General features: G+C 65.1%; 18 protein-coding genes. 11 read left to right on the forward strand and 7 right to left on the reverse strand.

Annotated features, from left to right (window positions below; genetic code table 11):
- Positions 1-57: 57 nt before the first annotated feature.
- The 6 genes from CAG22_RS10610 to gatC all read right to left on the reverse strand — a co-directional run bounded on the left by CAG22_RS10610 (position 58) and on the right by gatC (position 5275).
- A complete protein-coding gene (locus CAG22_RS10610; RefSeq protein WP_013971059.1) occupies positions 58-432 on the reverse strand; it encodes a carboxymuconolactone decarboxylase family protein in 375 nt (124 codons plus the stop codon).
- Positions 433-442: 10 nt separating this feature from the next.
- Positions 443-1486 (reverse strand): calcium/sodium antiporter, encoded by a 1044-nt coding sequence (locus tag CAG22_RS10615; protein WP_085691848.1) that lies wholly within the window; start codon positions 1484-1486, stop codon positions 443-445.
- A gap of 60 nt (positions 1487-1546) precedes the next feature.
- On the reverse strand, positions 1547-1927 hold the full coding sequence (locus CAG22_RS10620) for a septal ring lytic transglycosylase RlpA family protein (RefSeq protein ID WP_025337810.1): 381 nt from the start codon (positions 1925-1927) through the stop codon (positions 1547-1549).
- A 136-nt stretch (positions 1928-2063) separates the two neighbouring features.
- Positions 2064-3509, reverse strand: coding sequence for an Asp-tRNA(Asn)/Glu-tRNA(Gln) amidotransferase subunit GatB (gatB, locus tag CAG22_RS10625; protein ID WP_013971062.1), 1446 nt, complete (start codon positions 3507-3509; stop codon positions 2064-2066).
- A gap of 11 nt (positions 3510-3520) precedes the next feature.
- A complete protein-coding gene (gene gatA, locus CAG22_RS10630) occupies positions 3521-4972 on the reverse strand; it encodes an Asp-tRNA(Asn)/Glu-tRNA(Gln) amidotransferase subunit GatA (protein WP_085705446.1) in 1452 nt (483 codons plus the stop codon).
- Positions 4973-4987: 15 nt separating this feature from the next.
- Positions 4988-5275, reverse strand: a complete 288-nt coding sequence (gatC, locus tag CAG22_RS10635; protein WP_003255165.1) for an Asp-tRNA(Asn)/Glu-tRNA(Gln) amidotransferase subunit GatC — start codon at positions 5273-5275, stop codon at positions 4988-4990.
- A 205-nt stretch (positions 5276-5480) separates the two neighbouring features.
- On the opposite strand from gatC, the gene mreB reads away from it, so the two are divergent.
- The 8 genes from mreB (at position 5481) to tldD (ending at position 16743) form a co-directional block, all read left to right on the forward strand.
- A complete protein-coding gene (gene mreB / locus CAG22_RS10640) occupies positions 5481-6518 on the forward strand; it encodes a rod shape-determining protein MreB (protein ID WP_003255163.1) in 1038 nt (345 codons plus the stop codon).
- Positions 6519-6743: 225 nt separating this feature from the next.
- The gene (gene mreC, locus CAG22_RS10645; RefSeq protein ID WP_371857994.1) at positions 6744-7760 is read left to right on the forward strand and encodes a rod shape-determining protein MreC; all 1017 of its coding nucleotides are present in this window, start codon (positions 6744-6746) and stop codon (positions 7758-7760) included.
- Positions 7760-8248, forward strand: coding sequence for a rod shape-determining protein MreD (mreD, locus tag CAG22_RS10650; RefSeq protein WP_015269051.1), 489 nt, complete (start codon positions 7760-7762; stop codon positions 8246-8248). The genes mreC and mreD overlap by 1 nt, the downstream gene beginning before the upstream one ends.
- A 33-nt stretch (positions 8249-8281) precedes the next feature.
- Positions 8282-9013: a nucleoside triphosphate pyrophosphatase gene (locus tag CAG22_RS10655; RefSeq protein WP_085705447.1), complete on the forward strand. Its 732-nt coding sequence runs from the start codon at positions 8282-8284 to the stop codon at positions 9011-9013.
- A gap of 54 nt (positions 9014-9067) precedes the next feature.
- Positions 9068-10525 (forward strand): ribonuclease G, encoded by a 1458-nt coding sequence (gene rng, locus CAG22_RS10660; protein ID WP_013971067.1) that lies wholly within the window; start codon positions 9068-9070, stop codon positions 10523-10525.
- Positions 10526-10607: 82 nt separating this feature from the next.
- The gene (locus CAG22_RS10665; RefSeq protein WP_085705448.1) at positions 10608-14441 is read left to right on the forward strand and encodes a YhdP family protein; all 3834 of its coding nucleotides are present in this window, start codon (positions 10608-10610) and stop codon (positions 14439-14441) included.
- A gap of 8 nt (positions 14442-14449) precedes the next feature.
- On the forward strand, positions 14450-15301 hold the full coding sequence (locus CAG22_RS10670) for a carbon-nitrogen hydrolase family protein (RefSeq protein WP_075043863.1): 852 nt from the start codon (positions 14450-14452) through the stop codon (positions 15299-15301).
- 2 nt (positions 15302-15303) lie between these two features.
- Entirely contained in the window at positions 15304-16743 is a 1440-nt protein-coding gene (gene tldD, locus CAG22_RS10675) for a metalloprotease TldD (RefSeq protein ID WP_025337816.1), read from the forward strand.
- Between the two features lie 123 nt (positions 16744-16866).
- On the opposite strand, the gene yjgA is transcribed toward tldD, so the two are convergent.
- Complete coding sequence (yjgA, locus tag CAG22_RS10680; RefSeq protein ID WP_025337817.1) at positions 16867-17388, reverse strand: ribosome biogenesis factor YjgA; 522 nt, start codon at positions 17386-17388, stop codon at positions 16867-16869.
- A gap of 108 nt (positions 17389-17496) precedes the next feature.
- Here yjgA and pmbA point away from each other — a divergent pair, with 108 nt between their 5' ends.
- From pmbA to CAG22_RS10695, 3 genes are all read left to right on the forward strand, one after another.
- Positions 17497-18843: a metalloprotease PmbA gene (pmbA, locus tag CAG22_RS10685; protein ID WP_085705449.1), complete on the forward strand. Its 1347-nt coding sequence runs from the start codon at positions 17497-17499 to the stop codon at positions 18841-18843.
- Between the two features lie 240 nt (positions 18844-19083).
- Positions 19084-19485: a hypothetical protein gene (locus CAG22_RS10690; protein ID WP_025337819.1), complete on the forward strand. Its 402-nt coding sequence runs from the start codon at positions 19084-19086 to the stop codon at positions 19483-19485.
- Positions 19478-20854 carry a lyase family protein gene (locus CAG22_RS10695; RefSeq protein ID WP_085705450.1) on the forward strand — a complete coding sequence of 459 codons (1377 nt, stop codon included), beginning with the start codon at positions 19478-19480 and terminating at the stop codon, positions 20852-20854. Before CAG22_RS10690 ends, CAG22_RS10695 begins: the two co-directional genes overlap by 8 nt.
- Positions 20855-20905: the final 51 nt, after the last annotated feature.

The following is a 20905-nucleotide window of genomic DNA, read 5'->3' on the forward strand; positions in this document are numbered from 1 at the left end:
TCAGAGCCTGTAGGGTCCCTGTGGGAGCGGGCGTGCCCGCGAAGAGACCGGTACAGGCTACCCTTGATAACTGTCGATCACTTCCTGTGCCGCACGGAACGCGTCAATCGCCGCTGGCACCCCCGCATACACCGCGCAATGCAGCAGCGCTTCGCGAATTTCCTCCACCGTACAGCCATTGTTCAGCGCCCCGCGCACATGCCCCTTGAGCTCCTGCGGGCACTTGAGTGCGGTCAGCGTGGCCAGGGTAATCAGGCTGCGGGTTTTCAACGGCAGCCCGTCGCGGGCCCACACGCTGCCCCAGGCATGTTCGTTGACGAAGTCCTGCAGCGGTTGGGTAAAGTCGGTGGCATTGCCCAGGGCGCGGTCGACGAACGCATCGCCCATCACCTGGCGCCGAATCTGTTCGCCGGTTTTCTTGCTATCAGCCATGTTGTTTTCCTTAGTGTTGGCGACGCCAGGCTCGTGCGGTGGTGTACAGCAACACCATGGCGAGCACCGGCAGTACGTAGAACAGCATCAACCGCTCCAGGCGGCCGGCCAGTGGCATGCCCATGGTGAACGCCGCCACGTGCAGCCCATAGGCCAGGTACAGGCAGAGGAACACCAGGCCTTCGGCGCGGGTGATACGGTAACCGGAATAGAACACCGGCAGGCTCAGCGCAGCAACACCCAGCATTACTGGCAGGTCGAAGGCCAAGGCGTTGGGCGAGATCGACAGCGGCTCGGGAGTGACCAGTGCTGTCAGGCCCAGCACCGCCAGCAGGTTGAACAGGTTGCTGCCTATCACCGTGCCCACGGCGATTTCTCGTTCACCGCGCAGGGCGGCGATCAGCGCAGCGGCCAGTTCCGGCAGGGAAGTGCAGATGGCAACGACGGTCAGGCCGATGATGCGCTCGGACAGCCCCAGGTCGGTGGCCACCTCCACGGCGGCTTCCAGCAACAAGTGACCCGCCAGGCTCAGCAGGCCCAGGCCGGCCAGCACCTGCAGCAGCGTGCCCGACCAGAAGCGCCCGGTGCTGCTGGTGACGGTGGCCGGAGCGGGGTAGGTGCGGGCGTAGTGGCGCGACTGGTGCCAAAGCATTGCCAGGTAGCCGACCAGGCCGGTCAGCAGCAACACCCCTTCGACCCGGCCCAGGTGGCCGTTGGCGGATAACCCGTAGACCAGGCCGCTGGCGACGATCATCAGTGGAATGTCCAGGCGCACCAGTTGCCGCGACACGCGCAGCGGGATGATCAGTGCGGCCAGGCCGAGAATGACCAGTACGTTGAAGATGTTGCTGCCGATCACGCTGCCCACCGCCACATCCGGTGCGCCCTGGTAGGCGGCCTGCAGGCTCACGGTCATTTGCGGGGCAGTGCTGCCGAAGGCCACCAGGCTCAGGCCGATGATCAGCGGGCGTACGTGCAGGCGCTGGGCCAGGCGCAGAGCAGCGCGTACCAGCAGTTCGGCACCGCCGACCAGCAACAGCAAGGCGATGCCCAGTTGCAAGAGGCTGAAGGTGGGAAGGGTAGCCAGGTCGAAAATGGTCGGACTCCTGTCGCGTCAGTCGCTAAGCCCTTGTACTCGCACGCGCGCGGTTCCGCTACGGATCATGCCGATTTTTTCTGCGGCGGCACGTGAAAGATCGATCAGGCGGCCGCGGGTATGTGGGCCGCGGTCGTTGATGCGCACCACGACGCTGCGCTGGTTGGCCAGGTTGGTAACCCGTACCCGGGTGCCGAAGGGCAGGCTGCGGTGGGCGGCGGTGAGGCCATGCTGGTTGAACGGTTCGCCGCTGGCGGTGCGTTTGCCGTGGTGGCGCGCGCCGTAATAGGAAGCGGTGCCGGTCTTGTCGTAACCGTCGGGGTCGACGTCGATGTCCTGGCTGGCGCAGCCGGCCAGCAGGGAGAAGAGGGCGAGAGTGCTCAGGGATCGCTTTAGCAAGTCAGGAGGTCTCCAGTGCAGCCATTCGCGGGCTTGCCCGCTCCCACAGGTATATCACCGCCTGTGAAAGCGGCGCAGTACCTGTGGGAGCGGGCAAGCCCGCGAACGAGGGCAAAGCCCTCGCAGCATATTCAAATCACCCTTCGAGCTTGGCCTTGAGCAATTGGTTCACTTGCCCCGGGTTGGCCTTGCCTTTGGAAGCTTTCATCGCCTGGCCGACGAAGAAGCCGAACATCTTGCCGCGCTTGGCCTCGTCGGCTGCGCGGTACTGTTCGACCTGCTCGGCGTTGGCCGCCAGCACTTCGTCGAGCATCTTGTCGATCGCACCGGTATCGGTGACCTGCTTCAGGCCTTTGCTTTCGATGATGCTGTCGGCATCGCCTTCACCAGCGGCCATGGCCTCGAACACAGTCTTGGCGATCTTGCCGCTGATGGTGTTGTCGCGAATACGCAGCAGCATGCCGCCCAGCTGTGCGGCGCTGACCGGCGCCTGGTCGATCTCGATGCCCAGCTTGTTCAGCAGGCTGCCCAGCTCGACCATGACCCAGTTGGCTGCCAGCTTGGCATCGCCACCGATCTTCACCACTTCCTCGAAGTAGTCCGCCTGTTCGCGGCTGGAAGCCAGCACGTTGGCGTCGTAGGCCGACAGGCCGTACTGGTTCTGGAAGCGCTCGACCTTCTGCGTCGGCAGTTCCGGCAAGCCGGCGCGGACAGTTTCGAGGAAGCTGTCCTCGATCACCACCGGCAGCAGGTCCGGGTCGGGGAAGTAACGGTAGTCGTTGGCTTCCTCCTTGCTGCGCATGGAGCGGGTCTCGTCCTTGTTCGGGTCGTACAGGCGGGTTTCCTGTACCACCTTGCCGCCGTCCTCGATCAGATCGATCTGGCGCTGGATCTCGCTGTTGATCGCGCGCTCGATGAAGCGGAACGAGTTGACGTTCTTGATCTCGCAGCGGGTGCCGAACTCGGCCTGGCCTTTCGGGCGGATCGACACGTTGCAGTCGCAACGCAGCGAGCCTTCGGCCATGTTGCCGTCGCAGATGCCCAGGTAACGCACCAGCGCGTGGATCGCCTTGACGTAGGCCACGGCTTCCTTGGCGCTGCGCATGTCAGGCTCGGAGACGATTTCCAGCAGCGGGGTGCCGGCACGGTTAAGGTCGATGCCGGTGGAGCCGCTGAAGTCTTCGTGCAGGCTCTTGCCCGCGTCTTCTTCCAGGTGCGCACGGGTTACCCCGATGCGCTTGATGGTGCCGTCTTCCAGGGCGATGTCCAGGTGGCCCTTGCCGACGATCGGCAGGTCCATCTGGCTGATCTGGTAGCCCTTGGGCAGGTCCGGGTAGAAGTAGTTCTTGCGCGCGAACACGTTGCGCTTGCCGATCTCGGCATCGATGGCCAGGCCGAACATGCACGCCATGCGCACGGCTTCCTGGTTCAGCACCGGCAGTACGCCAGGCATGCCCAGGTCAACCAGGCTGGCCTGGGTGTTCGGCTCGGAACCGAAGGTGGTGGCGCTGCCGGAGAAGATCTTCGACTGGGTGGCGAGCTGAGTGTGGATTTCCAGCCCGATCACAACTTCCCATTGCATGTGTGAATTCCTCAGAAGCCGTTGGGGGCGCGGGTGTGCCAGTCGGTCACTTGCTGGTAGCGGTGCGCGACGTTGAGCAGGCGGCCTTCCTGGAAGTATGGCGCCAGCAGCTGCACGCCGACCGGCAGGCCATCGACGAAGCCGGCCGGCATCGACAGGCCCGGCAGGCCCGCCAGGTTGGCGGTGATGGTGTAGACGTCTTCCAGATAGGCGGCGACCGGGTCGCTGCTCTTGGCGCCGAGCTTCCAGGCCGGGTTTGGCGTGGTCGGGCCGAGGATCAGGTCGACGTCGTTGAAGGCGGCCATGAAGTCGTTCTTGATCAGGCGGCGGATCTGCTGCGCCTTCACGTAGTAGGCGTCGTAGTAGCCGGCCGACAGGGCGTAGGTGCCGACCATTATGCGGCGCTGCACTTCGACACCGAAGCCTTCGCCACGCGAACGCTTGTACAGGTCGGTGAGGTCTTTCGGGTTTTCGCAGCGGTAGCCGAAGCGCACGCCGTCGAAACGCGACAGGTTGGACGAGGCCTCAGCGGGGGCGATCACGTAGTAGGCCGGGATGGCGTGCTGCATGTTCGGCAGGCTGATTTCCTTGACCACCGCGCCGAGCTTTTCCAGCTCCTTGACGCTGGCCTGGACCAGGTCGGCGATGCGTGGGTCGAGGCCGGCACCGAAGTACTCCTTCGGCAGGCCGATGCGCAGGCCCTGCAGCGAAGCATTCAGGTTGGCGCTGTAGTCCGGCACCGGCTCTTCGATGCTGGTGGAGTCCTTGGCGTCGAAACCGGCCATGCCTTGCAGCAGCAGGGCGCAGTCTTCGGCAGTGCGGGCCAGCGGGCCACCCTGGTCGAGGCTGGAGGCGTAGGCGATCATGCCCCAGCGCGACACGCGGCCGTAGGTCGGCTTGAGGCCGGTGAGGTTGGTCAGTGCCGCCGGTTGGCGGATCGAGCCGCCGGTGTCGGTGCCGGTGGTGGCTGGCAGCAGGCGCGCAGCCACTGCCGCGGCCGAACCGCCCGACGAGCCGCCCGGGACGTGCTCGAGGTTCCATGGGTTCTTCACCGCGCCGTAGTGGCTGGATTCGTTGGCCGAACCCATGGCGAATTCGTCCATGTTGGTCTTGCCCAGGGTGACCATGCCGGCTTCGGCCAGCTTGGCAACCACGGTGGCGTCATACGGCGCCTTGAAGTTGTCGAGCATCTTCGAGCCGCAGCTGGTGCGTACGCCGTTGGTGCAGAACAGGTCCTTGTGGGCGATCGGGGCACCCAGCAGCGCGCCGGTTTCGCCGGCGGCGCGACGGGCGTCGGCGGCACGCGCCTGGCCCAGGGCCAGGTCTTCGGTGACGCTGATGAAGCTGTTGATCTGCGGGTCGAGCTGCTTGATACGCGCCAGCAGGGCGCCGGTCAGCTCTTCGGAGGAAAACGACTTGTCGGCGAGTCCGCGGGTGATCTCGGCCAGGGTCAATTGATGCATGGCAGGCTCTATCCCTTACTCGATGACTTTGGGAACCAGGTACAGACCGCTTTCGGTCGACGGCGCGATGGCCTGGTAGGCGTCGCGCTGGTTGCTTTCGGTGACCTGGTCGGGACGCAGGCGCTGGCTGGCCTCCAGGGGGTGGGCCAGTGGCTCGATGCCGGTAGTGTCGACCGCTTGCATCTGGTCGACCAGCCCGAGAATGCTGTTCAGTGCGTCAGTAATGCGTGGCAGTTCGCCATCATTCAGGCCCAGACGGGCCAGATGGGCGATCTTTTCCACGTCGCAGCGTTCAAGCGCCATGGGGATCTCCAGGGGAAACAAAGACCGGAATTTGGGTCCGCAGTGAGGAACATGTCAGCTTTCTGGCGGTCTAACGGCCGCGAAATTCTGCTGGCGTGCTCGGAAAAACAGCCAATTTAACATATTGGCTCCTTGCCCAAAATCCCTGCCATTGTTAGAGTTTGCCGCACTTTTTTACCCACGCTTTCCCCAGGGTCACTTTCCCATGTTCAAGAAACTGCGTGGCATGTTTTCCAGCGATCTGTCCATCGACCTGGGTACTGCCAACACCCTTATTTACGTGCGTGAGCGCGGTATCGTCCTGAATGAGCCCTCGGTTGTTGCCATCCGTACCCATGGCAACCAGAAAAGCGTCGTCGCCGTCGGTACCGAAGCCAAGCGCATGCTGGGCCGTACGCCTGGCAACATTGCTGCCATTCGTCCGATGAAGGACGGCGTCATCGCCGACTTCAGCGTCTGCGAAAAAATGTTGCAATATTTTATCAACAAGGTTCACGAGAACAGCTTCCTGCAGCCGAGCCCGCGCGTGCTGATCTGCGTGCCGTGCAAGTCGACCCAGGTAGAGCGCCGCGCCATTCGCGAATCGGCGCTGGGTGCCGGTGCCCGTGAAGTGTTCCTGATCGAAGAGCCGATGGCCGCCGCCATCGGTGCCGGCCTGCCGGTCGAAGAAGCCCGCGGTTCGATGGTCGTCGATATCGGTGGTGGTACCACTGAAATCGCGCTCATCTCCCTGAACGGCGTGGTCTATGCCGAATCCGTCCGCGTTGGCGGCGACCGCTTCGATGAAGCCATCGTCACCTACGTGCGCCGCAACTACGGCAGCCTGATCGGCGAGTCCACCGCCGAGCGCATCAAGCAGGAAATCGGTACCGCCTACCCAGGCGGCGAAGTACGCGAAGTCGATGTGCGCGGCCGCAACCTGGCCGAGGGCGTACCGCGTGCCTTCACCCTGAACTCCAACGAAGTGCTCGAAGCGCTGCAGGAATCCCTGGCGACCATCGTCCAGGCGGTCAAGAGTGCCCTGGAGCAATCGCCGCCCGAGCTGGCCTCGGACATCGCCGAGCGTGGCCTGGTGCTGACCGGTGGTGGCGCACTGCTGCGTGACCTGGACAAGCTGCTGGCCCAGGAAACCGGCCTGCCGGTGATCGTCGCCGAAGACCCGCTGACCTGTGTCGCCCGTGGCGGTGGTCGCGCCCTGGAGATGATGGACAAGCACGCGATGGACCTGCTCTCCAGCGAGTGATTCCGCTCGCTGTTCACGAGCCCCGGTTTACAGGTAGTACGCACAGTGCTACCTGTATGTGCTGGGCTGGCGCCCGTTCGGGGCGCCGTATCCGTCAACCCGCAACCAGGCTGGTGCGTTGTCCCATGTCCAATGACCTCCTGAGTCGTCCACGAGGAACGGCCCATTAAACCGCTTTTCTCCAAGGGCCCTTCGCTGGGCGTTCGCCTGCTCGTCCTGGTGGTGATGTCGGTCGCGTTGATGGTTGTCGACGCGCGCTTCGACGTGCTCAAACCAGTGCGCAGCCAGATGGGCCTGGTACTCATGGAGTCGTACTGGATCACCGACCTGCCGCAGCGTGCGTGGCAAGGTGTGGCCGGCCAGTTCGGCAGCCGCACCGAACTGATCGCCGAAAACGAGAAGCTCAAGACCGAAGCCCTGCTGCTGCAGGGGCGCCTGCAGAAGCTGGCGGCCCTGACCGAGCAGAACGTGCGCCTGCGCGAGTTGCTCAACTCCTCGGCGCTGGTCAACGAAAAGGTCGAAGTGGCCGAGCTGATCGGTGTCGACCCCAACCCGTTCACCCACCGCATCCTGATCAACAAGGGCGAGCGTGATGGCGTGTTCCTTGGCCAGCCGGTGCTCGATGCCCGTGGCCTGATGGGCCAGGTGGTGGAGCTGATGCCCTACACCTCGCGGGTACTGTTGCTGACCGATACCACCCATAGCATCCCGGTGCAGGTCAACCGCAACGGCCTGCGCGCCATCGCCAGCGGCACCGGCAACCCGGAGCGCCTGGAGCTGCGCCATGTGGCCGATACCGCCGACATCAAGGAAGGCGACCTGCTGGTCAGTTCCGGCATGGGGCAACGGTTCCCGGCCGGCTACCCGGTGGCCACGGTCAACGAAGTGATCCACGATTCCGGCCAGCCGTTCGCCATCGTTCGTGCCATCCCCACCGCCGCGCTCAACCGTAGCCGCTACATGCTGCTGGTGTTCAGCGACCGACGCAGCCCGGAACAGCGCGCCACCGATGCCGCCATTGCCCAGGAAGAGGCTGACCGCAAGGGCACCTCGACCGCAGGCCAGCCGGCCACGACGGGCGAGCAGGGCGCACCAGCTGGCAGCGCCCCTGCCACGCCGGCCACACCAGCGGCCACACCAGCGACCCCGGCAGCCCCGGCTGCGCAGCCGGCAGCTCCGGCGGCCGCACCTGCCACACCGGTTGCCGCGCCTGCCGCACCCGCTCACACCCGGAGGCAATGATGGCTGCATCACGCCGCAACAACGGCTGGGTCATCTGGCTGACTTTCGCCATCGGCCTGCTGCTCAGCGTCTCGCCCATGCCGCAGTTCATGGAAGTGTTCCGGCCCATGTGGCTGGCCTTGCTGGTGTCGTTCTGGACCCTCGCCGTACCGAACAAGGTCGGCATGACCACCGCGTTCGTGCTGGGCCTGGCCGAGGACGTGCTGTACGGCACCCTGCTGGGGCAGAACGCGCTGATCCTTACCCTCATCACCTTCCTGGTGCTGTCGTTGCAGCAGCGCCTGCGCATGTTCCCCATGTGGCAGCAGAGCCTGGTGATCCTGGTGATCTTCGGCATTGCCCAGCTGATCCAGCTGTGGCTCAGCGCGCTGACCGGCAACCGCCTGCCCACCCTGGCGTTGGTCTGGTCGGCGGTGATCAGTGCCTTGCTCTGGCCGTGGATCAGCTTCGCCCTGCGCGACCTGCGCCGACGCTTGCATATCAACTGACGGCGCCGCCGCGACTGACAGGGAGATGTCTGCATGAACCCGCTATACCTGGCCTCCGGCTCGCCCCGTCGTCGTGAACTGCTGGCCCAGATCGGCGTGCCGTTCAGCGTCGTCAGTGCCCCCATCGATGAAACCCCACTGCCCGATGAAAGCGCCCCGGCCTATGTCGAGCGCTTGGCCCGGGCCAAGGCTGCCGCCGGCCTGGCCAGCCTGGAACATCCAGTGCAGGCCATTCGCGGGCATGCCCGCTCCCACAGGTCCGATGATGGCCTGGAGGGCAGCGCCGTCCCTGTGGGAGCGGGCGCGCCCGCGAATAGCCACACCGCGGCCCTGGAAGGTCGGGCTGTGGTGCTGGGCGCAGACACTGCCGTGGTGCTCGATGGTCGTATTCTCGGCAAACCGGAAAACCGCGAAGATGCCCTGGCCATGCTGGCCGACCTTTCGGGCCGCGAGCACCAGGTTTTGACCGCGGTCGCCCTGAGCGATGGCCAGCGCGTGCACAGCCTGTGCGTCACCAGCAAGGTGCGCTTCCGTGCGATCAGCGCCGAGGAAGCGCAACGCTACTGGGCCAGCGGCGAGCCCGCGGACAAGGCCGGCGGCTATGCCATCCAGGGTTTGGGCGCGGTGTTCGTCACCGGCCTTTCCGGCAGCTACTCGGCGGTGGTCGGTTTGCCCCTCAGTGAAACGGCCGAACTGCTTGGCCAATTCGGCATTGCCTGCTGGCAATCGCCCGCGCATACGCCAGAGGTAACAAACCAGCGGTAGCCAGCACTGCATACGCCATCCATCATTATCCAAGACCTTTGACGAGAGCCTGCCATGAGTGAAGAGATCCTGATCAACATCACCCCGATGGAGTCGCGCGTGGCGGTGGTGGAAAACGGGGTGCTGCAGGAAGTGCATGTCGAGCGCACCCAGCGCCGGGGCATCGTCGGCAATATCTACAAAGGCAAGGTGGTGCGTGTGCTGCCGGGCATGCAGGCGGCCTTCGTCGACATCGGCCTGGAGCGCGCGGCATTCATCCATGCCTCGGAAATATCCCAGCGCGAAGGCTCGGCGGTAGAGAACATCACCGCCCTGGTGCACGAGGGCCAGGCCCTGGTGGTGCAGGTGACCAAGGACCCGATCGGCACCAAGGGCGCGCGCCTGACCACCCAGCTGTCGATCCCGTCGCGCTACCTGGTGTACATGCCGCGCAGCAGCCATGTCGGCATTTCCCTGAAGATCGAAGACGAAGCCGAGCGCGAGCGCCTCAAGCAGGTGGTCAGCGACTGCATGGAAAGCGAGAACATCAAGGACGCCGGTGGCTTCATCCTGCGTACCGCCGCCGAAGGCGCACGCGCTGAAGAGATCCTGCAGGACATTCGCTACCTGCGCCGCCTGTGGGAGCAGATCGGCACCCAGATCAAGACCTGCGGTGCGCCCACGGTCATCTACGAGGACCTGGGCCTGGCCCTGCGTACCTTGCGTGACCTGGTCAACCCGAAGATCGAGAAGATCCGCATCGACTCGCGGGAAACCTTCCAGAAGACCACGCAGTTCGTTGGCGAGCTGATGCCGGAAATCGCCGACCGCCTCGAGCACTACCCGGGCGAACGGCCGATCTTCGACCTGTACGGCGTCGAGGACGAGATCCAGCGCGCACTGGAGCGCAAGGTACCGCTGAAGTCCGGCGGCTATCTGGTGGTCGACCCCGCCGAAGCGATGACCACCATCGATGTGAACACCGGCGCCTTCGTCGGCCATCGCAACCTTGAAGAGACCATCTTCAAGACCAACCTCGAGGCCGCCACAGCCATCGCCCGGCAACTGCGCCTGCGCAATATCGGCGGCATCATCATCATTGACTTCATCGACATGGAAGACGAGGAGCACCAGCGCCAGGTGCTGCGCACCCTGGAAAAGCAGCTGGAGCGCGATCACGCCAAGACCAATATCATCGGCATCACCGAGCTGGGCCTGGTGCAGATGACCCGCAAGCGCACACGGGAAAGCCTGGAACAGGTGCTGTGCGAGCCCTGCCTGGCCTGTCAGGGCCGTGGCAAGCTGAAAACTCCCGAGACCATCTGTTACGAAATCTTCCGCGAGATCCTGCGCGAGGCCCGTGCCTACCAGGCCGAAGGCTACCGCGTGCTGGCCAACCAGAAGGTGGTCGACCGGTTGCTGGATGAAGAGTCCGGTAACGTCGCGGAACTGGAGGCCTTCATCGGCCGAACCATTCGTTTCCAGGTGGAGTCGATGTATTCGCAGGAACAATACGATGTGGTGCTGCTCTGAGGCCTTCTGAAACGCGCCGCGGGTGGCCCGGGCTGGCAAAACCGGGACGACGGGCCATCATGGATAAACGACCTGGAGGGCCATGGCCATGGGACGTCTGACCCGCGTTCTTGTCGCCTTGACCCGCTGGGGGCTGGGCGTTTGCGCCCTGCTGGCGGTACTGGTGGCGCTGTATGTCAGCCTCGGCCGCGAACTGGTGCCGTTGGTGGCCGAGTACCGCGCCGATGTGGAAAGCAAGGCCGAACAGGCTTTGGGCCTGCCCGTGCACGTCGGTGCCCTGGAAGGCCGCTGGAGCGGCCTGGCACCGGTGCTGCGGGTGCGCGACCTGCAACTGGGCGAGGGGGCCACGGCCCTGCGCCTGGACGACGTCAAGGTGGTGCCCGATGTCTGGGCCAGCCTCACCGCCCGCGAGGTACGCCTGGCACGCATTCAGTTGGGCGGCCTGCAACTGATCCTGCGCGAGAACGAGCAGGGCGCCTGGAGCCTCGAAGGCCTGCCGAAGAAGGACGATACGCCGCTCGACCCCGCCGACTTGTTGCAGCGCCTGCGCCAGTTGGGCCGCATCGATGTGTTCGACAGCCAGGTCACCCTGCACCCCTGGCAGCGCGACCCGTTGACCCTGACTTATGTGAGTGTCGGCCTGCAGGCCGGGGCTTCGCGCCATGCCTTGGACCTGCGCGCGACCCTGCCCGATGGCCAGCCCCTGTCGCTGAATCTGCGCAGTCGTGCCTCGGCCAACGCCTGGCGCGACGGCCAGGTCGAAGCCTACCTGAGCCTGCCACAGAGTGACTGGGCGCGTTGGCTGCCGCCACGCCTGCTGGGCCAGTGGCATGCCGACGCCTTGCGGGCGGGCGGCGAGTTCTGGGTCGACTGGCGCAAGGGGCAGTTGCAGCAGGCCGTCGTACGCCTCAATGCACCGGAGCTGCAGGGCGCCTATGCCGGTCGCAAGGCGGCCAAGCTGAACAACCTGGCCCTGGGCGCCTGGTTCCAGCGCCGGGAGCAAGGCTTCGATGTAGTGGTCGACTCCCTGGCCATGGATGTCGGCAAGACCCGTTGGGAGTCGCACCTGCAATTGCAGCAGCGTCCAGGCGAGGACGCTGCCGCGGAAAGCTGGCAAGTGCAGGCCGACCGCCTCGACCTCACGCCGTTGACCCCGCTGATCGATGCCCTGGCGCCGCTGCCGGACAAGGTCATGGCCGTGGTCGATGGCCTGAAGGTAACCGGCGCTCTGCGCAATGTGCGCCTGGAGGCCCGGCCCAAGGCCGAGGGTGACCAGCGCCTGCAGTTCGAAGCCAACCTGGAGAAGGTCGGTTTCGATGCCTATCACAATGCCCCGGCAGCCGGTAACGTCAGCGGCAGCATCAGCGGTGACCTTGGCCATGGCGAACTGCGCCTTGATACCGATGCGTTCATGCTGCACCTGTACCCGATCTTCGCCAAACCCTGGCACTACCAGAAGGCCAATGCGCGCCTGACCTGGGCCTTGGACAAGGAAGGTTTCACCTTGGTCGCGCCTTACCTCAAGGTGCTCGGCGAGGAGGGCAAGATCGCCGGTGACTTCCTCATTCGCCTGTTGTTCGAAGAGGGTCGCGAGGACTACATGGACCTGCGCGTCGGCCTGACCGAAGGCGATGGCCGCTACACCGCCAAGTACCTGCCCGAGGTGCTCAGCCCAGCCCTCGACGAATGGCTGCGCAGTGCGATCGTCAAAGGCACGGTGGACGAAGGCTACTTCCAGTACCAGGGCTCGCTGAACCATGGTGTCGCGCCGGAAGCCCGCAGCATCAGTCTGTTCTTCAAGGTGCGTGATGCGGCCCTGGACTTCCAGCCGGGCTGGCCGCAGGTGCAGCACGTGGATGGCGATGTGTTCATCGAGGACAGCGGTGTGCGCATCAAGGCCCAGCGTGGCGTGCTGCTCGACACCAAGGTAAGTGATGTGAGCGTCGATATCCCGCATGTCGACCAGGGCCAGCAAAGCCACCTGTACCTCGATGGCGACTTCGACGGCAGCCTGGGCGATGGCCTGAAGATCCTCAAGGAAGCGCCAATCGGCACTGGCGAGATTTTCGCCGGCTGGGAGGGCGAGGGGCCGCTCAAGGGCAAGGTCAAGCTCGACATTCCGCTGGCCCACGGGCAGCGGCCGAAAGTGCAGGTGGACTTTGCCACCGACGATGCACGGTTGAAGGTGGCGCCGCCGAGCCTGGAGTTGAGCCGCCTGAAGGGTGACTTCAGTTTTGATTTGGACAAGGGCCTGAGCGGCAAGGGCATCAGCCTGCAGGCCTTCGGCAAGCCGGTGACGGCGCAAATCACCGCCGAAGGCCAGCCGGGGCAGATGCAGACACGCGTCAACGCCAGCGGTCAGGTGTCGCTCAAGGCACTGACCGACTGGCTGCAGTTCAACCAGGCCTTGCCGGCTTCCGGCGACCTGCCGTACCAGTTGCAGGTCAGCCTGGGTAGCCGGGACAACCGCCTGAGCGTCAATTCCAGCCTCAAGGGTCTGACCATCGACCTGCCAGCCCCGTTCGGCAAGGCAGCGTCCGATACCCGTGACACCCGTTTCAGCATGACCCTGCAGGGGCCGGAGCGACGCTTCGATGTCGCCTACACCGACCTTGCCCGCTTTGCCTACGCCGCGCCGGCCGAGAAGCTGGGGCAGGGCCGTGGCGAGTTGCTGCTGGGCGCCGGTGACGCCCAGGTACCTGCCGGCCAGGGCCTGCGAGTGCGCGGGCACCTGGAGGCGCTGGACCTGGGGCCTTGGCAGGAACAGGCGGCGCGCCTGGCCGGTAACGACCCGGGTGGTAGCGCGCGGCAGAACCTGCAAGGCGTCGACCTGAGCATCGGCCAGCTGAAAGCCTTTGGCCTGGACCTGAACCAGGCCGTGGTGCGCCTGGCCCGTGGTGGCCCCGCCTGGGATTTGCGCCTCGACAGCAAGGAAATCATTGGCAACGCCCGGGTGCCGGATGCCAAGGGCGCGCCCATGGTCGTGCGCATGCAGACCTTGCGCCTGCCCGCCGCCAGCGCTGCTGAAAAGCAGGCCGAGGCACAGGCCGAAGAGGGCCCCGACCCGCTGGCCTCGTTCGACCCGCGCAAGGTGCCAGCGCTGGACCTGAGCATCGACAAGCTCTATCGCGGTGACGACCTGTACGGCAGTGCGTCGCTCAAGCTGCGGCCGACCGCGCGTGGCGTGACCGCCAGCGACATCGACCTCGACTTCAAAGGCCTGCGTATCGATGGTGGCGGCGGCTGGGAAGGCGAACCGGGCGGCACGGGCAGCTGGTACAAAGGGCGCCTGGACGGCAAGAACCTGGCGGATGTGCTCAAGGCCTGGGGCTTTGCCCCGACCGTGACCAGCCGCGACTTCCGCCTGGATGTGGATGGCCGCTGGCCGGGTTCGCCGGCCTCGGTGAGCCTCAAGCGCTTCTCCGGCAGCATGGACGCAGCACTGCGAACCGGCCAGTTCGTCGAGGTCGAAGGCAGTGCCCAGGCGCTGCGGGTGTTCGGCCTGTTGAACTTCAACTCCATCGGGCGGCGCTTGCGCCTGGACTTCTCCGACCTGTTCGACAAGGGCCTGGCCTACGACCGGGTAAAAGGCTTGCTGGTGGCCAGTAACGGTGTCTATGTGACCCGCGAGCCAATCGCCGTGACTGGCCCGTCGAGCAACTTCGAGCTGGACGGTACCCTGGACCTGGTACGCGACCGGGTCGATGCCAACCTGCAGGTGAGCCTGCCAGTGACCAACAACCTGCCGCTGGCGGCCTTGATTGTCGGCGCGCCGGCCGTGGGTGGGGCGCTGTTCCTGGTCGACCGGCTGATCGGCGACCGCGTGTCGCGCTTCGCCAGCGTGCACTACCGTGTCGAGGGTCCGGTGAAAGAGCCTAGAATCACATTTGTGAAACCTTTCGAGAAATCCCGCTAGGAGTGCCCATGAAGGCAGCTGTAATCCAGATGGTCAGCCAGGACGATGTGCTGGCCAACCTGCAGCGCGCCGGTGCCCTGCTGGAGCAGGCCGCCTTTGGCGGTGCACGGCTGGCCGTGCTGCCGGAAAACTTCGCCGCCATGGGCCGCAAGGACGCCGCTGCCATCGGCCGCGCCGAAGCGTTGGGCGAAGGGCCGATCCTGCCATGGTTGAAACGTACCGCCCGCGACCTCAAGTTATGGATTGTCGCCGGTACCTTGCCATTGCCACCGGTCGGCCAGCCTGAAGCCAAGGCGCATGCCTGCTCGCTGTTGATCGACGAACACGGTGAGGTAGCGGCACGCTATGACAAGCTGCACCTGTTCGATGTGGACGTTGCCGACAACCGTGGCCGTTACCGCGAGTCTGATGACTATGCCCACGGCGCCCAGGTAGTGGTGGCTGATACGCCGGTGGGGCGGCTGGGGCTGAGCGTGTGCTACGACCTGCGCTTCCCCGAACTGTACAGCGCACTGCGCGCCGCTGGTGCGGAACTGATCACTGCGCCGGCCGCCTTCACTGCGGTAACGGGCGCGGCGCACTGGGAAGTGCTGGTGCGCGCCCGGGCCATCGAGACCCAGTGCTATCTGCTGGCTGCGGCACAGGGCGGCACTCACCCGGGGCCACGGGAAACCCATGGCCATGCGGCGATCGTCGACCCCTGGGGGCGCATCGTCGCGGAACAGGCGCAAGGTGAAGCGGTACTGCTCGCCGAGCGCGACATTGACGAACAAGCGTCCATCCGGGCGCGCATGCCGGTGGTATCGCACCGGCGCTTTTTCTCGCAGGGCGCGTTGCGGCCTGCGCACACCTCGGAGTGACTATGAGCCAGATGTTATCCACCGTCAGCGAGCAGCTCCTGGCCCCAGGCGGCTTGACCCTGGACAGCCTGCAGAGCGTGCTGGGTGAGTTGGCCGGCCCCGGCATCGATGCCGCCGACCTGTATTTCCAGGGCCAGATCTCGGAAACCTGGGCGCTGGAAGACGGCATCGTCAAAGAGGGCAGTTTCAACCTCGACCAGGGCGTGGGCGTGCGTGCCCAGTCCGGTGAAAAGACCGGCTTTGCCTACAGCAACGCAATCAACCTCGAAGCGCTGACCTCGGCCGCCCGTGCCGCCCGTTCGATCTCCCGTGCCGGGCAGAACGGCAAGGTGCAGGCCTTCCGCAGCCAGGACGTGACTGCCCTTTATCCGGCGGACAACCCGCTGGATGTGCTCAGCCGTGCCGAAAAGGTCGATCTGCTCAAGCGTGTCGACGCCGCCACCCGTGCCCTGGACCCGCGTATCCAGCAGGTCAGTGTGAGCATGGCCGGGGTCTGGGAACGCATCCTGATCGCTGCGGCCGATGGCAGCCTGGCCGCCGACGTGCGCCCGCTGGTGCGCTTCAACGTCAGCGTCATCGTCGAGCAGAATGGCCGCCGCGAGCGTGGCGGGCAGGGCGGTGGCGGGCGTACCGACTACCGCTTCTTCACCGAAGAGCGGGTCATGGGCTATGCCCGCGAAGCACTGCGCCAGGCCCTGGTGAACCTGGAGGCGATCCCGGCACCGGCTGGTACCCTGCCGGTGGTGCTGGGGTCGGGCTGGTCGGGCGTGCTGCTGCACGAGGCTGTCGGCCATGGCCTGGAAGGTGACTTCAACCGCAAGGGCAGTTCGGCGTTCAGCGGCCGCATTGGCGAGAAAGTGGCATCGAGCCTGTGCACCATCGTCGACGACGGCACCCTCGAAGGCCGCCGTGGCTCGCTGAGCGTGGATGACGAAGGCACCCCGACCGAGTGCACCACGCTGATCGAGAACGGTGTGCTCAAGGGCTACATGCAGGACAAGCTGAACGCGCGCCTGATGGGCATGGCGGTGACCGGCAACGGCCGCCGCGAATCCTACGCGCACCTGCCGATGCCGCGCATGACCAACACCTACATGCGTGCCGGCGAAAGCGACCCGCAGGAAATCATCGCTTCGGTGAAGAAGGGTATCTACTGCGCCAACCTCGGCGGTGGCCAGGTGGACATCACCAGCGGCAAGTTCGTGTTCTCGACCAGTGAGGCCTACCTGATCGAAGACGGCAAGATTACCGCGCCGGTGAAGGGGGCGACCCTGATCGGCAATGGCCCGGAGGCGATGAGCCGGGTGTCGATGGTCGGTAACGACCTGGCGCTGGACAGCGGGGTAGGGACTTGCGGCAAGGACGGGCAGTCGGTGCCGGTGGGGGTCGGGCAGCCGACCTTGAAGCTGGATGCGATTACCGTGGGCGGTACCGGCGCGTGATGGCTTCGGGTGTGGGAGCGGGCGAGCCCGCGAAGCAGGCGACGCGGTGCATGGCACCGGCTTCGCCGGTGTTCGCGGCGGTTCGACGCCTCGACTTGCCCGCTCCCACAGGGGCCCAGCCTGTCAGCGCAAGCCGCGCTGCAGCTCGTCGAGGTCGCGGATGTACTTGAACACCTTGCGCGCGGCGGCAGGCGGTTTGTTCCGCGCCTTCTCGTGCTGGGCATGGCGTACCAGCGAGCGCAGTTGCTGGCGGTCGGTGTCGGGGTATTCGCTGACGAAGCGCTCGAGGTCTTCGTCGTTACCGTCGATCAACCGGTCGCGCCAGCGCTCCAGGCCGTGGAAGCGCTCGTTGTACTGGCGGGTCGAGCTGTCCATCTGTTCGAGCAAGGCGTGGATGGCATCCAGGTCCTGCACGCGCATCAGCTTGCCGACAAACGACATGTGGCGTTTGCGGGCACCGTGAGCGGTGTGCTTGCTGGCTTCGGCCAGGGCCTTGCGCAGCTCGTCGGTCAACGGCAGGCGAGCCAGGGTATCGGCCTTGAGCGTGGTAAGGCGCTCGCCGAGTTCGACCAGCGCATGCAGCTCGCGCTTGATCTGGGTTTTGCTTTTTTCGCCGTCGAAGGCGTCGTCGTTTGAATCAACCATGGTGGCAGTCCGCTAGAAATCGCCGCCATGATAACCAGTCGGGGGCCGCTTGTCCGGCCCGGTCGTAGAATGACCCTCGCCGAACGCAGAATTTGAGTGGAGAGAACCATGAGTGCAGTCCAGAGCGTAGGTCCGAAGGACCTGCCAGCATTGCAGGAGCAGGTCGAGGCGATCATCGCCGAAGCGCGCCGCCAGGGGGCCAGTGCCTGCGAAGTGGCGGTGTCGCTGGAGCAGGGCCTGTCCACCACGGTACGCCAGCGAGAGGTCGAAACGGTCGAGTTCAACCGCGACCAGGGCTTTGGCATCACCCTCTATGTGGGCCAGCGCAAAGGCTCGGCCAGCACCTCGGCCAGTGGCCCGGAAGCGATCCGCGAAACCGTCGCCGCCGCCTTGGCGATTGCCAAGCATACCTCCGAGGACGAATGTTCCGGCCTGGCCGACGCAGCGTTGATGGCCCGCGAGATCCCGGACCTGGACCTGTACCACGACTGGAACCTCGAGCCGGAGAGTGCCATCGAGATGGCCCTGGCCTGCGAGGCGGCGGCGTTCGACGCCGACCCGCGTATCCTCAATGCCGACGGCACCACCCTCAATACCCACCAGGGCTGCCGCGTGTATGGCAACAGCCATGGTTTCATCGGTGGCTACGCCTCGACCCGGCACAGCCTGAGCTGCGTGATGATCGCCGAAGGCGACGGCCAGATGCAGCGTGATTACTGGTACGACGTGAACCGCCAGGGCAACCTGCTGGCAGACCCGCGTAGCATCGGCGTGCGCGCTGCCCAGCGTGCCGCCAGCCGCCTGGGTGCGCGGCCGGTGCCGACCTGCGAGGTGCCGGTGCTGTTCTCGGCCGAGCTGGCCGGTGGCCTGTTCGGCAGCTTCCTGTCGGCCATCTCCGGCGGCAACCTGTATCGCAAGTCGTCGTTTTTGGAGGGTACCATCGGCCAGCGCCTGTTCCCTACCTGGCTGACCCTCGACGAGCGCCCGCACATTCCGCGGGCACTGGGCAGTGCCGCATTCGACGGCGATGGCCTGGCTACCTATGCCAAGCCGTTCGTCGACAAGGGTGAGCTGGTGTCGTACCTGCTGGGTACCTATTCCGGGCGCAAGCTGGGTTTGCCAAGCACGGCCAATGCCGGCGGCGTGCACAACCTGTTCGTCAGCCATGGTGTCGAAGACCAGGCGGCGCTGATCCGGCGCATGGGCCGCGGGCTGCTGGTGACCGAGTTGATGGGGCATGGCCTGAACATGGTGACGGGGGATTATTCCCGTGGCGCGGCAGGGTTCTGGGTCGAGAATGGCGAGATTCAGCACGCGGTGCAGGAAGTGACCATTGCCGGGAACATGAAAGACATGTTCCAGCAGATTGTCGCGATTGGCAGCGATCTTGAGACCCGCAGCAACATTCACACCGGGTCGGTGCTGATCGAGCGGATGACTGTGGCGGGTAGCTGATCCATAGCCTGTACCGGCCTCTTCGCGGGCTTGCCCGCTCCCACAGATACTGCACAAGCTTGAAACCTGTGCGATCCTGTGGGAGCGGGCAAGCCCGCGAAGAGGCCGGTGCAGGCTATAGAGAATTCTCAATGAAACCGAAGACCCGGCCCCACGCCGGGTTTTTTGTTTCATCACCTTTCTCTTGAAGTGATTCTGTTTATCACTTAATAATGAATATCATTATCCAGTAACCCGGCGATGATGTTCATGAAACCCGTCCTCCGCGAACTGCCCTACCTGGAAAACTGGCGCTGGCTCAGCCGACGCATCCGCTGTGCGCTCGAGCCCGACGAGCCGCGCTTGATCGAGCATTACCTGGCTGAAGGCCGTTACCTGGTGTGCTGCACCGAGACCTCGCCATGGACGGTGGCGCTGACCTCCTTCCGCCTGCTGCTGGATACCGCCTGCGACCGCATGCTGCCCTGGCATTGGCGCTGCCTGTGCCTGGACCAGGCCTGGCGCCCGCTGCTGGACCTGCGCAACCTCGACCGCGAGGCCCAGAACCAGCGCTGGCAGCCCTATGCCCTGCAGTTGGCCAATTGCCGCCTGCTGCCGTCGATTTCTCCCGATGAACTGATGCAAGGATTTGATGATGAGTGATACCCGTATCGAGCGTGACAGCATGGGCGAACTGCAGGTGCCGGCCCAGGCCCTGTACGGTGCCCAGACCCAGCGCGCGGTCGACAACTTCCCGATCAGCGGCCAGCGCATGCCGGCCCAGTTCATTCGCGCGCTGCTGCTGGCCAAAGCTGCCGCGGCCAAGGCCAACGTCGAACTGGAACAGCTGTCGACCGCGCAGGGTCAGGCCATCGTCACGGCAGTCGAGCAACTGCTGGCGGGTGACTTCATCCAGCATTTCCCGGTGGATATGTTCCAGACCGGCTCCGGCACCAGCTCGAACATGAACGCCAACGAGGTGATCGCGACTCTGGCCAGTCGCGTGCTGGGTGAAGCCGTCAACGCCAACGACCACGTCAACTGCGGCCAGAGCAGCAACGACATCATCCCGACCACCATTCACGTCAGCGCCGCCCTGGCCCTGCACGAGCAACTGCTGCCAGCCCTGGCGCACCTGGTACAGGTGATCGAGGCCAAGTCGGCACAGGTGCATCAGTACGTGAAGACCGGCCGCACCCACCTGATGGACGCCATGCCAGTGCGCATGAGCCAGGTGCTGGATGGCTGGGCGGCGCAGATCAATGGCGCCAAGGCACACATCGAAGCGACCCTGCCGAGCCTGCAGGCGCTGGCCCAGGGTGGCACCGCCGTGGGCACCGGCATCAACGCTCACCCACAGTTCGCTGCCGGTTTCGCCCGCCAGCTCAGCGGCCTGACCCAGGTCGAGTTCACCCCCGGGCAGAACCTGTTCGCCCTGATCGGCTCGCAGGACACCGCCGTGGCCCTGTCCGGCCAGCTCAAGACTGCCGCCGTGGCGCTGATGAAGATCGCCAACGACCTGCGCTGGATGAACTCTGGCCCGCTGGCCGGGCTGGGCGAAATCGAGCTGCAAGGCCTGCAGCCGGGCTCTTCGATCATGCCGGGCAAGGTCAACCCGGTGATTCCGGAGGCCACCGCCATGGTCGCCGCCCAGGTGATCGGCAATGACGCCACCATCGCCATCGCCGGTCAGTCCGGCAACTTCGAACTGAACGTGATGCTGCCGGTGATCGCCCGCAACCTGCTGGAGAGCATCGAGCTGATGGCCAACGTCAGCCGCCTGCTGGCCGACAAGGCCATCGCCAGCTTCAAGGTCAACGAAAGCAAGCTCAAGGAAGCCCTGGCACGCAACCCGATTCTGGTCACGGCGCTGAACCCGATCATCGGCTACCTCAAGGCTGCCGAAATCGCCAAGACCGCCTACAAGCAGGGCCGTCCGATCATCGACGTGGCGCTGGAGCACACCGACCTGTCGCGTGACCAGCTGGAAGCGCTGCTGGACCCGGAGAAGCTTACCGCCGGTGGTATCTGACACTGAGGTACGGCCCAAGCGCCAGCGGTGGCCGCATTGGTCATCGCCCAA

This window comes from Pseudomonas sp. B8(2017) (assembly GCF_002113575.1).
GTDB classification, from domain to species: Bacteria; Pseudomonadota; Gammaproteobacteria; order Pseudomonadales; family Pseudomonadaceae; genus Aquipseudomonas; species Aquipseudomonas putida_Z.

Bases quoted from the DNA above. Each gene is read 5' to 3' on its own strand.
- yjgA (WP_025337817.1), bottom strand. From the start codon at position 17,388: ATGGTTGATTCAAACGACGACGCCTTCGACGGCGAAAAAAGCAAAACC.
- CAG22_RS10655 (WP_085705447.1), top strand. From the start codon at position 8,282: ATGAACCCGCTATACCTGGCCTCCGGCTCGCCCCGTCGTCGTGAACTG.
- rng (WP_013971067.1), top strand. From the start codon at position 9,068: ATGAGTGAAGAGATCCTGATCAACATCACCCCGATGGAGTCGCGCGTG.
- CAG22_RS10665 (WP_085705448.1), top strand. From the start codon at position 10,608: ATGGCCATGGGACGTCTGACCCGCGTTCTTGTCGCCTTGACCCGCTGG.
- pmbA (WP_085705449.1), top strand. From the start codon at position 17,497: ATGAGTGCAGTCCAGAGCGTAGGTCCGAAGGACCTGCCAGCATTGCAG.
- CAG22_RS10670 (WP_075043863.1), top strand. From the start codon at position 14,450: ATGAAGGCAGCTGTAATCCAGATGGTCAGCCAGGACGATGTGCTGGCC.
- CAG22_RS10695 (WP_085705450.1), top strand. From the start codon at position 19,478: ATGAGTGATACCCGTATCGAGCGTGACAGCATGGGCGAACTGCAGGTG.
- gatA (WP_085705446.1), bottom strand. From the start codon at position 4,972: ATGCATCAATTGACCCTGGCCGAGATCACCCGCGGACTCGCCGACAAG.
- mreC (WP_371857994.1), top strand. From the start codon at position 6,744: ATGTCGGTCGCGTTGATGGTTGTCGACGCGCGCTTCGACGTGCTCAAA.
- mreD (WP_015269051.1), top strand. From the start codon at position 7,760: ATGGCTGCATCACGCCGCAACAACGGCTGGGTCATCTGGCTGACTTTC.
- CAG22_RS10690 (WP_025337819.1), top strand. From the start codon at position 19,084: ATGATGTTCATGAAACCCGTCCTCCGCGAACTGCCCTACCTGGAAAAC.
- mreB (WP_003255163.1), top strand. From the start codon at position 5,481: ATGTTCAAGAAACTGCGTGGCATGTTTTCCAGCGATCTGTCCATCGAC.
- gatB (WP_013971062.1), bottom strand. From the start codon at position 3,509: ATGCAATGGGAAGTTGTGATCGGGCTGGAAATCCACACTCAGCTCGCC.
- tldD (WP_025337816.1), top strand. From the start codon at position 15,304: ATGAGCCAGATGTTATCCACCGTCAGCGAGCAGCTCCTGGCCCCAGGC.
- CAG22_RS10610 (WP_013971059.1), bottom strand. From the start codon at position 432: ATGGCTGATAGCAAGAAAACCGGCGAACAGATTCGGCGCCAGGTGATG.
- gatC (WP_003255165.1), bottom strand. From the start codon at position 5,275: ATGGCGCTTGAACGCTGCGACGTGGAAAAGATCGCCCATCTGGCCCGT.